General features: G+C 36.0%; 16 protein-coding genes. 10 read left to right on the top strand and 6 right to left on the bottom strand.

From position 1 onward, the window contains the following. Positions 1 to 34: 34 nt before the first annotated feature. Positions 35 to 400 (top strand): PTS glucitol/sorbitol transporter subunit IIA, encoded by a 366-nt coding sequence (locus NSQ71_RS16830; protein ID WP_063388881.1) that lies wholly within the window; start codon positions 35 to 37, stop codon positions 398 to 400. A 33-nt stretch (positions 401 to 433) separates the two neighbouring features. Here the strand turns inward: NSQ71_RS16830 and NSQ71_RS16825 are convergent, their stop codons facing one another. Further along, on the bottom strand, positions 434 to 814 hold the full coding sequence (locus NSQ71_RS16825; RefSeq protein WP_340734280.1) for a hypothetical protein: 381 nt from the start codon (positions 812 to 814) through the stop codon (positions 434 to 436). A 498-nt stretch (positions 815 to 1,312) separates the two neighbouring features. Here NSQ71_RS16825 and NSQ71_RS16820 point away from each other — a divergent pair, with 498 nt between their 5' ends. Further along, on the top strand, positions 1,313 to 1,864 hold the full coding sequence (locus NSQ71_RS16820) for a glutathione peroxidase (RefSeq protein WP_339210530.1): 552 nt from the start codon (positions 1,313 to 1,315) through the stop codon (positions 1,862 to 1,864). 230 nt (positions 1,865 to 2,094) lie between these two features. On the opposite strand, the gene tnpA is transcribed toward NSQ71_RS16820, so the two are convergent. Then, positions 2,095 to 2,493 (bottom strand): IS200/IS605 family transposase, encoded by a 399-nt coding sequence (tnpA, locus tag NSQ71_RS16815; RefSeq protein WP_339193942.1) that lies wholly within the window; start codon positions 2,491 to 2,493, stop codon positions 2,095 to 2,097. Then, complete coding sequence (locus NSQ71_RS16810) at positions 2,493 to 2,627, bottom strand: hypothetical protein (RefSeq protein WP_264467635.1); 135 nt, start codon at positions 2,625 to 2,627, stop codon at positions 2,493 to 2,495. Before NSQ71_RS16810 ends, tnpA begins: the two co-directional genes overlap by 1 nt. A gap of 86 nt (positions 2,628 to 2,713) precedes the next feature. Here NSQ71_RS16810 and tnpB point away from each other — a divergent pair, with 86 nt between their 5' ends. From tnpB to NSQ71_RS16795, 3 genes are all read left to right on the top strand, one after another. Next, entirely contained in the window at positions 2,714 to 3,832 is a 1,119-nt protein-coding gene (tnpB, locus tag NSQ71_RS16805; protein WP_339193944.1) for an IS200/IS605 family element RNA-guided endonuclease TnpB, read from the top strand. 459 nt (positions 3,833 to 4,291) lie between these two features. After that, a complete protein-coding gene (locus NSQ71_RS16800) occupies positions 4,292 to 5,263 on the top strand; it encodes an MBL fold metallo-hydrolase (RefSeq protein WP_063388871.1) in 972 nt (323 codons plus the stop codon). 116 nt (positions 5,264 to 5,379) lie between these two features. Further along, positions 5,380 to 6,342: an endonuclease I family protein gene (locus tag NSQ71_RS16795; protein WP_340734279.1), complete on the top strand. Its 963-nt coding sequence runs from the start codon at positions 5,380 to 5,382 to the stop codon at positions 6,340 to 6,342. 382 nt (positions 6,343 to 6,724) lie between these two features. Here the strand turns inward: NSQ71_RS16795 and NSQ71_RS16790 are convergent, their stop codons facing one another. From NSQ71_RS16790 to NSQ71_RS16780, 3 genes are all read right to left on the bottom strand, one after another. Further along, a complete protein-coding gene (locus NSQ71_RS16790) occupies positions 6,725 to 6,892 on the bottom strand; it encodes a hypothetical protein (protein ID WP_157727840.1) in 168 nt (55 codons plus the stop codon). A 2-nt stretch (positions 6,893 to 6,894) separates the two neighbouring features. Continuing rightward, positions 6,895 to 7,212, bottom strand: coding sequence for a hypothetical protein (locus NSQ71_RS16785; RefSeq protein WP_340734278.1), 318 nt, complete (start codon positions 7,210 to 7,212; stop codon positions 6,895 to 6,897). A gap of 93 nt (positions 7,213 to 7,305) precedes the next feature. Beyond that, the gene (locus NSQ71_RS16780; protein ID WP_340734277.1) at positions 7,306 to 8,031 is read right to left on the bottom strand and encodes a carbon-nitrogen hydrolase family protein; all 726 of its coding nucleotides are present in this window, start codon (positions 8,029 to 8,031) and stop codon (positions 7,306 to 7,308) included. A 715-nt stretch (positions 8,032 to 8,746) separates the two neighbouring features. Between NSQ71_RS16780 and NSQ71_RS16775 the strand changes: the two genes are divergently transcribed. Genes NSQ71_RS16775 through NSQ71_RS16755 form a run of 5 tightly spaced genes read left to right on the top strand, consistent with a single transcriptional unit; the run spans position 8,747 to position 13,979 of the window. Then, positions 8,747 to 10,798 carry a BglG family transcription antiterminator gene (locus NSQ71_RS16775; protein ID WP_339197781.1) on the top strand — a complete coding sequence of 684 codons (2,052 nt, stop codon included), beginning with the start codon at positions 8,747 to 8,749 and terminating at the stop codon, positions 10,796 to 10,798. A 34-nt stretch (positions 10,799 to 10,832) separates the two neighbouring features. After that, positions 10,833 to 11,312: a PTS sugar transporter subunit IIA gene (locus NSQ71_RS16770; RefSeq protein WP_082829602.1), complete on the top strand. Its 480-nt coding sequence runs from the start codon at positions 10,833 to 10,835 to the stop codon at positions 11,310 to 11,312. Between the two features lies 1 nt (position 11,313). Next, complete coding sequence (locus tag NSQ71_RS16765; protein ID WP_063388867.1) at positions 11,314 to 11,598, top strand: PTS sugar transporter subunit IIB; 285 nt, start codon at positions 11,314 to 11,316, stop codon at positions 11,596 to 11,598. A gap of 45 nt (positions 11,599 to 11,643) precedes the next feature. Continuing rightward, on the top strand, positions 11,644 to 12,906 hold the full coding sequence (locus NSQ71_RS16760) for a PTS galactitol transporter subunit IIC (protein WP_063388866.1): 1,263 nt from the start codon (positions 11,644 to 11,646) through the stop codon (positions 12,904 to 12,906). A 38-nt stretch (positions 12,907 to 12,944) separates the two neighbouring features. After that, on the top strand, positions 12,945 to 13,979 hold the full coding sequence (locus NSQ71_RS16755) for a zinc-binding dehydrogenase (RefSeq protein ID WP_063388865.1): 1,035 nt from the start codon (positions 12,945 to 12,947) through the stop codon (positions 13,977 to 13,979). The last annotated feature ends 9 nt before the right edge of the window (positions 13,980 to 13,988 follow it).

Below are 13,988 nucleotides of genomic sequence, written 5' to 3'. Positions count from 1 at the left end.
GAAGGCACAACCGTAACAGGTTTGTGCCGACTTTATGACAATCATTTATAAGAATAAAATAAAAGGAATCGGAACAATGGCCGATCATTTTTTGAAAGAGAAAATGATTATTTTATTTGGTAATGAAGCTCCACAGGATCTGAAAGATTTTTGTTATGTCATTGATGTCGTAAAGGCGGAAGGAGTAATTCAAGCTGGACAGAAGCTTTATATTAATAATGAAAAATTTGAAATCACGTCTGTCGGCGATGCTGTGCAAAGAAACTTAACAACATTGGGGCATATTACTTTGCGCTTTGACGGATCGACAACACCGGAACTGCCGGGCACTTTGTACTTGGAAAATAAAGATATCCCTGAAATTGGATTGAATACCGAAATAAAGATTGCAAGTGAATAAAAATTTTGATATTTTCCATTCATCATTGGCTATTCATCCGACTTTTTTCAATAGGAGGGAAAAATGAGGCTGAATAGATTTAGTGAATGAAACATATACATAAAAGATTTTTTGCAGCTTAAATGGATAAACTGTGAAAGATTTAAGTGAAACAAGTAAATAAGACAGCAAACCGGGCACCCATTTTTTGCCCGGTTTTTTTGGCTTTTTAATTCTTTCTCTTAACAGCAGTTTGCTTGCCGGCAATAATTTATGATCACTACGCCTTGACAACATTGAAAATAAGAAAAAGTCACGCCAGTTGTCCGGAATCATTTTTCTAATATGGAAGATTTGAGGCGCAATTAAATTGGCAGAATTAGTAAGAAAAATTCCAAATCTTCTTTGGTTAGATGGGATTTGTTCACTGTCCATTCAAGCCAACTCAAAGATTATGATGATCTGCAGGCGGGAGCTTAAGATGAAAGGAAAGATTGGACAAAAAGTCCAGCTGGCACTAGTGGTTGAATACTTATAAGTATGGAACGGTTGAAGGAGAACTTTTGCCTGCTTACTTTATCACTTTAACACAAGAAATGAATGAAGGAATTAGTGAGTGTATCTAATTACAACTTAAATGCGAGCGCCGGAAAATAATCAATACTTGTGAAGGCTCGAGTTATTTAGGAAATATATATTTTCAAAAATTAATGGATTCCGCCGAGAGCTCCCAAATTTTTATAGTAAAGGAGGACTAAGGCAGCCATTCTAAAAACATCAATGCTTCAAATTGAAAAAATAGGCGGGCATTCACCTTCTTTTTGATTCAGGAAAAAAGTTTCCAAATTTGTAACTGAGAGCAATTTTTTTTGCGTGATAATATTTTTATATTATAATAATTATAACTTAATAATAGATAAAGAGGTGTTTCCCATGTCTATTTATCAATTTGAAGTAGAAAAAGCAAACGGCGAAAAAGTTTCTTTAGCAGAATTTAAAGGTCAAGTGCTCTTAGTGGTGAACACCGCTAGTAAATGTCGATTTACATACCAGTTTGAAGAACTGCAAAAGCTATATAAAAAATATCATGATCAAGGTTTTGAAATACTAGGATTTCCATGCAACCAGTTTGATCAACAGGAGCCGGGAACAAGCGATGAAGCAGCTTCTTTTTGCCAATTAAATTATGGCGTTACATTCCCGATGTTTGCAAAAATCGACGTGAACGGAAAAAACGCTCATCCATTATTCGAATATTTGAAAAATGAGGCGCCGTTCCGCGGATTTGATGAATCGAATACGGCAGAAAAACTATTAAAAATCAAACTAGCGAATGAATACCCTGAATGGCTGGTTGGCAACGATATTAAATGGAATTTTACAAAATATTTAATTGGTGAAAACGGCCAAGTCGTGAATAGATATGAACCATGGGACGAACCGATTGATTTTGAACAAGATATTCAGAAATTATTGAAAAACTAACTTCCGGTTGAATCGTTTTTTCATTCGACCGGATTTATTTTATGTATAAGAATGCTAGCAAGAAGCTGCTAGTTCTTTTGCCTGTTTCGGACCTAGATCAACATGTAAAAAAGAATTTATGAATTTTAATGTTCAAGCAGATTTCCCCTTTTCCATTGAAAATAAGGAAGGGGGTTATTTATAGGAAATGGCGTAAAACCCCTATGGCTTTAGCCTAGGGGATGTAAGCTCTAATGACCTTGTTCTTGAATATATTTTTGGATAATCTCTTTGCTTACATTTCCAATACTACAAGAAAAATATCCATCACTCCAAAAGGTTCTTTCTTTCCAAAAATGTTGAGAAAGATATTCGTTATGCTTTTGCCATATTCGATAGGTTGTAAGTTGCTTCAATAATCTAACGATTTCAAGAATGCTCCATTTCGGAGAATAACGAATCAAAATATGAATATGGTCTTGGTCTATTTCTTGCTCGATAATTTGCCAACCATAACGATTAGATATAGATTCGATTTCGGTTTTAATATCATCACCAACTTTTAATAATAACTTTTTTCGATACTTACAAACAAATATCAAATGGCACAAAAGTAAATGCTTACTGTGATTTTCAGAAATGTATTCCATTATTTTTCTAAACCTTTACGAATTAATTCGTAAACTGCAACTGAAAAATTTTTAATATTGTTCTTTTTTTTGTACTCTTCGATTCTTGTTACTAAATCGACAGGAAATTTAATTAATTTTGGTATACGTTCCATTTTACAATCCTCCTCGGTATATACAATTGACATATATTTTAATTAAGTATATACTTTTAGTATATATTAAAGGAGGTGAAAAATCAATGATTGTAAATAAAGCATATAAGTTTCGGCTCTATCCGAACAAAGAACAAGAAATATTAATTAATAAAACCTTTGGGTGCTGTCGATTTGTATTTAATCATTTTTTAGCAAAATGGGATAATACTTACAAAGAGGCAGGAAAAGGTTTAACTTATAATTCTTGTTCTGCTCAGTTAACACAATTAAAAAAAGAATTAACTTGGCTAAAAGAAGTGGATAGTATTGCACTTCAATCGTCATTAAAAAATCTTGCTGACGCTTATTCCCGTTTCTTCAAGAAACAAAACGATAAACCACGTTTTAAGTCCAAGAAAAATCCTGTTCAGTCTTACACGACAAAGTATACAAATGACAATATTGCTATTGATGATAATAAAATCAAGCTGCCTAAACTTGGATGGATTCGTTTTGCAAAGAGTCGTGAAGTAGAAGGTCGCATTCTCAATGCAACAATTAGACGTAATCCAAGTGGAAAATATTTTGTATCCATTCTTGTAGAAACAGAAGTTCAGGAATTACCTAAAACTGACTCTGCTGTTGGCATAGATGTCGGCTTGAAAGAATTTGCTATTCTTTCAGATGGAACGATTTACTCTAATCCTAAGTTTTTTCGAAGATTAGAAGAAAAATTAGCAAAAGCACAACGGATTCTATCAAGACGTAAAAAAGGTGGTTCTAATTGGAACAAACAACGAATTAAAGTTGCTCGTATTCATGAAAAAATCACAAACGCTAGAAACGATTACTTGCATAAAATCTCCACCTATATTGTCAAAAACCACGACATTATCGGGATGGAAGATTTGTCTGTAAGTAATATGTTAAAAAATAACAATCTTGCTAAAGCAATTAGCGAAGTATCATGGTCACAATTTAGAACGATGTTAGAATACAAAGCGAAATGGTACGGAAAGCAAGTTGTTACCGTATCGAAAAATTTTCCATCCAGCCAGCTTTGTTCGTGCTGTGGCTACAAAAACAAAGACGTTAAAAATCTTGCATTGCGTGAATGGGTGTGTCCTAATTGTCATACCCATCATAACCGAGATATTAACGCAAGTTTAAATCTTCGCAAGGAAGCCTTGCGATTAACCGTAGGAACTACGGGGATAGCCTAATCAATTAGAGTTCGGTAGAACTCTGTACTTAGGAATCCACTACGGCTTTAGCCTAGTGGTAGTTCAATTTTCAGTAAAGAGCTTTGGTATTTAATATGAAGCGCGTCAATTTACAGTACCTTGTCAGCCGGCTGGCGATGGGGATTTTTGATGTAAAATTAGTGTGAAATCAGCGGCCGTACTACCGGATCTATATTTGTTATTGCCTTACATGTTACAAATGGAAAATAAATTGGCAGCCTCTCTTTTACAAACCTTTTTAAAAAAACATATAATATGTTTATACAGTTCTAAATTTTCCAAAGGGTATGGCAAAAATGGGGATTTGGTTAAAGTAAGCGTCTGCACTGCAAGGACTGAAATAAATCACATAACTTTTTTTTCGCTTTGTATCAAATTTTAAAGTCGGGGGTTTTAAGCGGTTTATTTGGTTTGTCAAAACAAAGGGGGAGTAAAAATATGGAGCTTCGCAAGCAAAATTATGAAATCATCCCGATTATCGTCGATGTTCCGTCTAATTTAAGAACGATCAACTTTTTTTTAGTGAAAGCAAAAGAATCCCTTGCTTTAATAGATGCTGGTTTGGATCATGAGGCTTGTTGGAATGCATTGTTGGAAACGCTGCAAAAAAACGGGTTGGCTTTGCATGACTTAACCGAAATCATTTTAACTCACAACCATATAGATCATGTCGGATTAGTGAATCGAATCATTGCGGATCACCCCATTCAAGTTTATGCCCACAAAAATGCGATCCCGCGCTTAAAGAGAGACCGCCAATTTCTTGAGATGAGGGTGGAGTTTTTTTCTAAATTATATGAGGAAATGGGATGTCATGAAGCAGGGAGAAAGCAGGTCGATTATTTAAAAGAATCGATTGTGAAAAACAGAAAACTTGCTATCCAAGCGGAGATCATTCCAGTCGAGAGCAGCCATTTGGATTTTCAAATTGTCGAGGTGCCCGGACATGCTCCGGATCAAATTGCGCTGTATGATCCAAAGCATCGTTGGATGATTTCAGGTGATTTGCTGATTCAGCATATATCCAGCAACGCACTTGTCGAACCCGATTCTTTTGGACGGCGGATGCCGACTTTACTCCAGCATAAACATTCTTTAGAGAAAGTTTCGGATTTGCCTCTCGATCTCGTATTTCCGGGACACGGCGTATTCATTCAAGACCCGAAAGATTTAATAAATAAAAGATTAAAAGGGATTGAGAAAAAAGCAGAAAAAATTATGAATCTCATTTTAAACGGGGTAACAACCGCGAGCGGTCTAGCCCAAGCCTATTATGGAAATAAGTATTCGGAGCAGTTTTCGCTTGTGATGTCTGAAATTATAGGACATCTAGATTATTTAGAATTCAACGGAAAAATTAGAAAGGAGATGGAAAAAGGAGTTTGGCATTATTCCATTAATAAAGAATAATAGAAGGTTTTTGATTGGCTGTTGACGATGAAAATTTTTTCTTGTATTTCGCAAGCTGCAAAAGTAACAAAGTTTCATTGTTTGCAAGCATGATACTAATTATTGAGGTATGAGGAATGATGGGAAGAAAAAGGAGAAAAGATGCACCTTTAATTAAAAATATTGCAGAGCACAAGGAGTGGCAGAAAAAAGATCGTACTCGGACATCTCTTACTCTTTTGCAGAATCAGGGAAAAATCCGCCAAAACACGAAGTTTTATTATGATCCAGAAAAAGATAAAAAAGATATAGAGCATTATTACAAAAATGTCATCGGAAAAGAAATCAAGGGGCTGAACCTATTTTACCATTATCATAATCTAGTGAAAAAAACACATAAAAATCAGCTGCCGTATTTTATATGCAAAGATCATTATTTGTATACGTGGGTCGATTTGCAGCCGGATGGAACAGTGAAAAGCATCTATTCTGGCGAAAAAAGCGATCCTAGCCGAATCATACAAGAAGATTTCGAAATAATTCAAAAAAGATATGAGCAATTTCAAGCTCTTTTAGAAATAGTCAGCAAAAAGGACATTTCTTTATTGAAAAAGATGAAAAGCATTGACTTGCGTTTAAAATATAATACAGAACATATTGTTCCGCAGTCTTGGTTTCATGCACGGGAACCGATGAAAAGCGATTTGCATCATTTATTTGTTTGTCATCCGGAGTGCAATGTCAAACGATCCAATTATCCTTTTCATGATTTTTCTTTTTATCAGCCGGAATCGCCAAAAGAAAAAATCCGCAATCGCTGCGGAGTTGTCAAAGACGGCCGATTCGAACCGGAACATGGCAAAGGTACTGTTGCGAGAGCAATGATGTATTTTTTATTGCGATACCCGAATGAAATAAAAAAAAGCAGCCTTAAACAAATTAATCTTTCTTTACTGATTCACTGGCATGAATCGTTTCCCGTTTCCATCTATGAAAAGCATCGGAACCAATCGATTTATTATATACAGGGAAACCGCAATCCTTTTATAGACTTTCAAGAGTTAGCGTATAAAATAAAGTTTCCGTTTCGTATTGGATAAATGTGGCGGTCTAGGAATCGTGAAATCATAGACTATAGGAGCATACTTAGAGCCCCTCGTTTTGCAAAATAATCACAAGAAGAGCCGTTCTTTCGAAATGTCGATTGTAAAGTTCCTGATTTTTTTACTTAACTCTGAGCTAAAATTTCAAGAAGCTCTTTCCATACAAGATGACGGTCAATGGCAGCTTGCGGTCAGAAGCATTTCGGATTTTGTTTGTCCCTGTTTTTTTGCAACCTGCTGATCCATAATGGTTGCTGGTCGGCGATTTATAATGAAGAACAGCCGAATGTTCGTTCGTTTGAAAAATTGGCTATATTTCTGTCATTCAGACAAACTCCCTAGTTTCGAGGAAAACAAGGGAGTTTTTGTGTGCATATGCTTATAATGATTGACTTTTTCCCTTAGGCAACGCTTCACTATCTGCTTGCTCTTGTTTGTTCGTAACTAAAGTACGATCATTGATATTATATTTGAAATACGTTACTTTTGATTTTGTCACATCATAAGTGTGAACACCAGAATTCGGACCGAAAGAACAAAGACACATGGTTAATTCCCCCTTGTAAATGCATGAACGGCTTCGCGCTGAATTTCTGATAATCTTCTGCTGAGCTCATCTGATTCACTGCTTCGAAGATTTTGTTCTAATTGCTTTAACAAGTTCATTATTTGATCAACAGATTGTTGATCATGACCACTTCCATTCTTCGGATTACTAATGTTATTGGCATTGTTCATATCTCGGAGCACTTTATAAGGCTCGCGGTTTAACAGAAGACTAGTCACATCAGGTCGTGAATAATGTCCGGTGGCATCGTGCCAATGTGCCATATCAGCAATTAATTTCATATCAACTTCAGCGTACAAAATACCTTCCTTTCCTTTTAAAGGACCGGATAATATCGAACCACCGGGTGCGATAATCGCCGTCCAGCCCCCTCCAGGCTTTATCCACTCTTTTTAATAATCAATCTGTGTTAACTTTTCCACATTGTCCTTGTCGACTGTACTTTGACAATTGATAACAAAACATCCGCCTACTTGAGCATGATAACGCGCAGATAGTTCAGTAGACATATCAAATAATGTATCCCAACCCGTTATACTTGAAAATCCTACCCATACGGCACAATGCAGCTGGGAGCGTTGTGCGATAAGGGAATGACGTACCAAATCCATAGTATGCTCCCAGCAGACCAGCCCGCTCATTCGTCCCAGCTCTGTGTCATAAACATTAAGATAACTTCCATCTCCCATGCCCCAATGAACACGCTCAACATGAGTCGGCACCAATTTCCTGTGTTTGCCAAAAATTTTCCCTTTATTATCAATAAATAAAATTGTGTTATAGCATGTTTTGCCATCTCGCTCTGAAATACCAATAACGACATGTATATTATGTTTTCGTGCAGCTTCACATAAAGCATCAGTTGTTTTACTAGGTACTTCTACAGAATTGAGAAACCATTCCTTAAATAGTTCATGATACCACATTGGTGTTCCTAACCAGATGTGATACGGATAGCCAGGAATATAAGACTCAGGCAATACAACTAATTGAGCCCCTTGTTTCGCCGATTCTTCAATTAGCGAAATAGCTTTTTCCAAGCATTTTTCCCTGTCATATAAAATCGAAGAGGCTTGTACGGCAGCAACCGTGAATTTCTCATTTGAAAAATCGCTCATCAGCTAATCCCACCCCATAGAATTTTTAATTATAAGAATAATTAGAATATACAGTAAATTTCATTTGAGTTCAATAAAAAAATGACGTTTTTTATACGAATGAATAATAAGAATTTGTATTATGATTTCATACATCTTTCCTTAATTTATGATAAAATATGGATTTTTTATAATTATATTTTAAAATTTAGATAAAATTTTAAATATTTTTCATTATGTTTCTTTTATGAAATTATAAATAACATTATGTAATTGTGTTAGTATATTAGCTGATTCCTAACAAGACGGTTAAGAAGAGCTCGTACATCCAAGGACATTCGATTTTACAGTAAGTGTCAAACGAATCCCGTCTTATCTTTTCCGGATGGACAGTTTTTTCGTCGCTGTTGATTACAAGCGACTGGGTAAGATCTTTGACCTTGTACTTCTTTATATTCTAAATCCTTGTTGGGAAGTCTATAGATAAATTAAATAAGTAATTGGATTTAAATCCATTTACTTGATGCAGCATCCATTTCGGACTGCCTTAATGCCTGAAAATGAGACTTATCAGAAGGAGGATGTCATTCGTTCAGAAGGTGTCCTTAATATTTGATAATAACGAGAACAGATCAGTTCATCCCAAAATTGTAAAGCGAAAATTCAAAAAAAGGAATGAAAGCGTAATCAATTTTAGGAAAAGTGGCCTAAAATTGTGCTTAGAAAGGAGGTACAAATGCTACTAGACATTCGAAGCAATTGTCTTTTGAAAGAAGTAATCAAAAATCCAAACATTAGTAGCAATGAACTTGCTCAAAAATTCAACTTGAGCAAGAGACAGATCAATTATAGTTTTTCCAAGATCAATGATTGGCTTTATGAACAAAATTTCCCTCAGATTGAAAGGACAAATCACGGCTATTTTGTTGTAGATCCGAGTTTACTAAAAGTATTGAGTGAAAAGGAAAATACTCAATCAGTCGATTTTTATGATTTATCGAAACTGCAGCGCGTCCATTTCATTATATTGATGATTTTAACGAGAATGGATGCCTTATCGTTGGCTCATTTCACATCTGAACTAAAAGTGAGCAAGAATACCGTTATTGACGATTTGAAAAAAGTAAAGGATATTGTCGAACAACACGGCCTTGAATACAAGTATTCAAGAAAATATGGATACGTCATTGAGGGAGACGAATTTCAATGCCGGAAACTGTTAATCTCTATCACGAACAGCATCTGGACAGCAGATCAAGGAAAAGAAAAGATCATTCAGATTTCGCAATTATCTGTAGATGAGTTAGAGGAATTTAAAAATCGCCTCGAAAAAGTGGAGGCATCGTTAAATCTGAAATTTACAGACGAAAAACTTGAGTTAATGCCTTATATTTTAATTTTTATTTTAAGAAGAATACGGAAAGGCCATCATATCGGTTCTTTTAACCTTAATTATAATGAGATTTCCGGCACAAAAGAATACTTGGCAACGGAAGAACTTTTGCATGATTTTCCAAATGTTTCAGAGGAAGAACGGCTCTTTATTACTCTGAATTTGCTGACAACGAATGTTTATTGGTCTAAAGAGGAGATTGATAAAGAAATTCCTGAATTAAAAAGCGCGCTAAGTCAAGTGATCGACAACTTTGAAAAAAATACGTTCATTTTTTTGAAGGATAAAGAGCAGCTTCTTCAAAAGCTCGTCCTTCATATGAAGCCCGCCTATTTTCGAATTAAATACAATTTAACTGATACAAATGATGTTCTTGATGATATCAATAAAAATTTCAAGGAATTGCATCATCTTGTTAAAAAATCGGTTAAACCGCTGGAAGATTTAATCGGTTCAGCTATTCCGGAAAGTGAGATTGCTTATTTAACAATTTTAATCGGCGGGTGGCTTTCCAGGCAGGGCGACAATATTAGCCAAAGAATGAAAGCCATAGTTGTCTGCCCAAAAGGAATATCAGTTTCCAGATTGATGTATGGGACGCTAAGAGAACTGTTTCCTGAATTTATTTTTCTTGATTCATTGTCTGTGCGCGAATTCCAACAATATGAAATGGATTATGACATTGTCTTTTCTCCAGTTTATTTGAAAACAAATAAAAAGTTCTTCCTTGTAGATCATTTTATTGGTGCTGAAGAAAAAAGACGATTGCGAAAAGAAGTGATGTCTGACTTATATGGGTTTGTACCTGAAGTAATAAATGTTGAAGAATTAATGGGAATTATTGAAAAGCATGCTGTCATTAAAAATAAAAAAGAGCTTTACAATGCGATTCAAAGCTATATTCACCAAGGCTCTAACAACAAGTTAGAAAATCATTCTATTAAAAATCCGAATTTATGCGATTTAATTACTCCTTCAACGATAATATTCCGCCATTCGGTTCGTAGTTGGGAAGAAGCGATTAAACTGGCGGCCCAGCCTTTGCTGAAGGATAAAAGCATTAAAGAACAATATGTTGAAGCAATGATCAAACATTGCCAATCAGATCCTTATTTTGTCATCAGTGAACATGTAGCTATTCCACATGCTTCACCTGATGAAGGAGTAAATCGTTTATCGATGAGCTTATTGAAATTGCGAAAAGGAGTAGCCTTTGAAAACTATCAGTCCATTAAGTTAATCATTGTGATTGCAGCTTTAGATAAAGATCAACATTTAAAAGCATTCATGCAATTAATGAATTTAGTGAGAAATGAACAGGATTTGAATAAAGTATTGAACGCACAAAGCATGAAAGACTTACATGAAGTTCTGAAATTATATGCACAAGAATAAAAGCTCTTTTATTAATGGAGTAGGTGATATACCAGTGATTGATTTGCATTTTGATGAATCTTTGATTTTTTGCGACTTAAAAGCGAAGGATCAGGAAGAAGTTTTGAAAGTAATGGGAAACCATCTTTACGAAAAAAACTTTGTAAAAGAGAGTTTTATAGATGCAATTATTGAGAGGGAAAAAACCTTTCCGACCGGTCTCCCAACTTCCAGTAATATATCTGTCGCCATTCCCCATACGGATTCCGTTCATGTCAATAAAAAGGCGATCAGCTTGGCGATACTAAAAGACGCTGTTGAGTTTGGAATCATGGGGGAGCAGGAGGCAAAAACTCCGGTAAAAATTGTGTTTTTATTAGCGATCGACAAGCAAAATTCTCATTTGAAAATTTTGCAAAAACTGATAAGCATCTTTCAAAACGAGGATGTCATCAAGTTTTTAACAACAGAAAAAAATAAAACATTAATCAAAACAAAAATTATAGAATGTTTAGATTTAAAGGAGATGAATTGAAATGAAGAAAAAACAAGTATTAGTCGCATGTGGTGCTGGAATTGCTACTTCAACTATTGTTAATGATGCGGTGCAACAGCTTTGCAAAGAACATAACATTGAATGTGAAATTATTCAAATAAAAATTACAGAAGTTGGTTCTTATGTGGACACGGCTGACTTATTAATTAGTACAACAATTGTACAGCAGGAGTACCCGTTCCCGGTTATTAATGCACGCGCTTTCTTAACAGGCATTGGACTGGATGAAGTGAAAAAAGAAATTTTGGAAGCGCTGAAAAATTAAACAAACGTTTGATTATTTTGGTAGGGGTTTAAGGAGGGGAAAAATATGCAAGGTTTTGTTGATGCGATACGAGCATTTTTAGATTTAGGTGCAACAGTTATTTTGCCCGTGGCGATTTTTATACTAGGGTTAATTTTCGGACAAAAACCCGGAAAAGCCTTTCGGGCCGGTTTGACGATTGGTGTTGCATTCGTAGGGATTTTCTTAGTAGTTGATCTTTTAGTCAATAATCTAGGGCCGGCAGCTCAAGGAATGGTTGATCGATTTGGAATCGAACTGAATGTTATTGATGTAGGTTGGCCGGCTGCTGCATCGATTTCTTGGGCCTCCCCAATTGCAGCCTTTATCATTCCTCTCGGATTGTTAGTAAATGTTTTGATGCTTGTGACAAAAACGACAAAAACAATGAATGTAGATATTTGGAATTTTTGGCATTACACTTTTACCGGTGCAATTGTATATACGTTATCAGGCAGTATTATTCAAGGCTTAATTGCCGCGGTATTATTCCAAATTGCTTGCTTGAAAATTGCAGATTGGACAGCTCCGATGCTTGATAAATATTTCGGGCTTCCGGGAATTTCTGTTGCAACGGGAAGCACGGTTTCATACGCAGTTCTTGGTATCCCATTGATCCAATTGATTCAAAAAATACCAGGTCTTAAAAATTTAAATGCTGATCCGGAAACGATTCAAAAAAGATTTGGGATCTTTGGTGAACCGATCTTTATGGGGCTAATTTTAGGTGTCGCATTAGGATTATTGGCTGGATATTCTGTCGGAGATACGATCGAAATCGGGATGTCTATGGCAGCAGTTATGGTGTTAATGCCGAGAATGGTGAAAATTTTAATGGAAGGTTTAATGCCGATTTCTGAATCAGCTAGAGAACTGCTTCAAAAGAAATTCGGCGCACAAAATATTTATATCGGGCTAGATGCTGCCGTTGCAATTGGTCACCCGTCCGTAATTTCAACAGCTCTTATTTTAGTACCGATCACAGTAGCAATCGCCATTATTTTACCTGGAAATAACGTTCTTCCGTTTGGGGACTTAGCTACCATTCCTTTCATTGTTGCATTTATTGTCGGTGCTGCAAGAGGAAACATTGTTCATTCGGTAATCGTTGGTACGTTGTTAATCGCCCTGTCACTGTACATGGCGACAGATTTGGCGGCGCTCCATACTGAGATGGCTGTAGAATCTAAATTTAACATGCCTGAAGGAGCGAGCAAAATCTCTAGTATCGACCAAGGTGGAAATCTGATCAATTACGTCATCTATAGAATTTTTGCGCTATTCAATTAATAGTCTCCAATATTGCAGCTTGCTGGAGGGATAAAGAAATGAAAGCTTTAGTAAAAAAAGAACTAGGATTTGGGAACTTGGAAATAGTAGATGTGGAAGAACCGAAAGTCGGACCGGATCAAGTCAAAATTTTAGTGAAATACAGCGGAATATGCGGTACGGACATTCATACGTATGAAGGACATTACAAAGTGAAAGCCCCCGTTACGTTAGGCCATGAATTTTCCGGTGTAGTAGCAGAAGTCGGGGAGAATGTAACTGAATTTCAGGTAGGAGATCGGGTAACCTCTGAAACTACTTATTATATATGCGGAACATGTAAATACTGTCAGTCCGGTGATTACAATTTATGCAGCAACAGAAAAGGGCTGGGCACGCAGCAAGATGGAAGCTTTGCAACCTATTTGATTGCACGTAAAGAAAGTGTTCATAAGCTTCCTGAAAATGTAGATTTTCTATCTGCAGCGATGACGGAGCCGCTTGCATGTGCACATCATGCAGTTAAGAAAGCTACGATTCATCAAGGTGATGTCGTTTTAGTACTCGGCCCCGGTCCGATTGGTTTATTAGTCGCTCAAGTCGTAAAAGATTTAGGAGCTAAAGTTATCATAACCGGATTAAGCAATGACAAGCTGCGGCTGGAAAAGGCAAAAGAGCTTGGACTGGATTATGCCGTAAACATTCAAGAAGAAGACGTCAAACAATTAGTCAATGAATTGACGGATGGCTACGGTGTAGACGCAGTATTTGAATGTACCGGTGCTGTACCTGCTTTGAACATGGGGCTCGATTTATTGAAAAAGAAAGGCCAATTTGTACAGGTTGGCATTTATGCAAAATCTGAAATCCCTATTGATATGGAAAAAATTATTCAAAAAGAAATTGTATTTACCGGATCTCGCAGTCAAAAACCAAGCGATTGGGAACCGTCTTTAGCCTTGATGAATGAAAATAGAGTAAATACTAAAACACTTGTAACACATCAATTCAACATTTCTGAATGGGATAAAGCATACGAAGCAATTAAAAGCGGCGATGCAATTAAAGTTATTTTAACTCCTGTTCATGAATAATCAGTTGTT

It is taken from the genome of Aeribacillus sp. FSL M8-0235, from assembly GCF_038000355.1.
In the GTDB taxonomy this organism is placed as follows: domain Bacteria; phylum Bacillota; class Bacilli; order Bacillales; family Aeribacillaceae; genus Aeribacillus; species Aeribacillus composti.
Note: the sequence above shows the minus strand (reverse complement) of the source record. Positions and strands in the feature narration are given on the sequence as shown.

Bases quoted from the DNA above. Each gene is read 5' to 3' on its own strand.
- NSQ71_RS16830 (WP_063388881.1), top strand. From the start codon at position 35: ATGACAATCATTTATAAGAATAAAATAAAAGGAATCGGAACAATGGCC.
- NSQ71_RS16825 (WP_340734280.1), bottom strand. From the start codon at position 814: ATGGACAGTGAACAAATCCCATCTAACCAAAGAAGATTTGGAATTTTT.
- NSQ71_RS16820 (WP_339210530.1), top strand. From the start codon at position 1,313: ATGTCTATTTATCAATTTGAAGTAGAAAAAGCAAACGGCGAAAAAGTT.
- tnpA (WP_339193942.1), bottom strand. From the start codon at position 2,493: ATGGAATACATTTCTGAAAATCACAGTAAGCATTTACTTTTGTGCCAT.
- NSQ71_RS16810 (WP_264467635.1), bottom strand. From the start codon at position 2,627: ATGGAACGTATACCAAAATTAATTAAATTTCCTGTCGATTTAGTAACA.
- tnpB (WP_339193944.1), top strand. From the start codon at position 2,714: ATGATTGTAAATAAAGCATATAAGTTTCGGCTCTATCCGAACAAAGAA.
- NSQ71_RS16800 (WP_063388871.1), top strand. From the start codon at position 4,292: ATGGAGCTTCGCAAGCAAAATTATGAAATCATCCCGATTATCGTCGAT.
- NSQ71_RS16795 (WP_340734279.1), top strand. From the start codon at position 5,380: ATGATGGGAAGAAAAAGGAGAAAAGATGCACCTTTAATTAAAAATATT.
- NSQ71_RS16790 (WP_157727840.1), bottom strand. From the start codon at position 6,892: ATGTGTCTTTGTTCTTTCGGTCCGAATTCTGGTGTTCACACTTATGAT.
- NSQ71_RS16780 (WP_340734277.1), bottom strand. From the start codon at position 8,031: ATGAGCGATTTTTCAAATGAGAAATTCACGGTTGCTGCCGTACAAGCC.
- NSQ71_RS16775 (WP_339197781.1), top strand. From the start codon at position 8,747: ATGCTACTAGACATTCGAAGCAATTGTCTTTTGAAAGAAGTAATCAAA.
- NSQ71_RS16765 (WP_063388867.1), top strand. From the start codon at position 11,314: ATGAAGAAAAAACAAGTATTAGTCGCATGTGGTGCTGGAATTGCTACT.
- NSQ71_RS16760 (WP_063388866.1), top strand. From the start codon at position 11,644: ATGCAAGGTTTTGTTGATGCGATACGAGCATTTTTAGATTTAGGTGCA.
- NSQ71_RS16755 (WP_063388865.1), top strand. From the start codon at position 12,945: ATGAAAGCTTTAGTAAAAAAAGAACTAGGATTTGGGAACTTGGAAATA.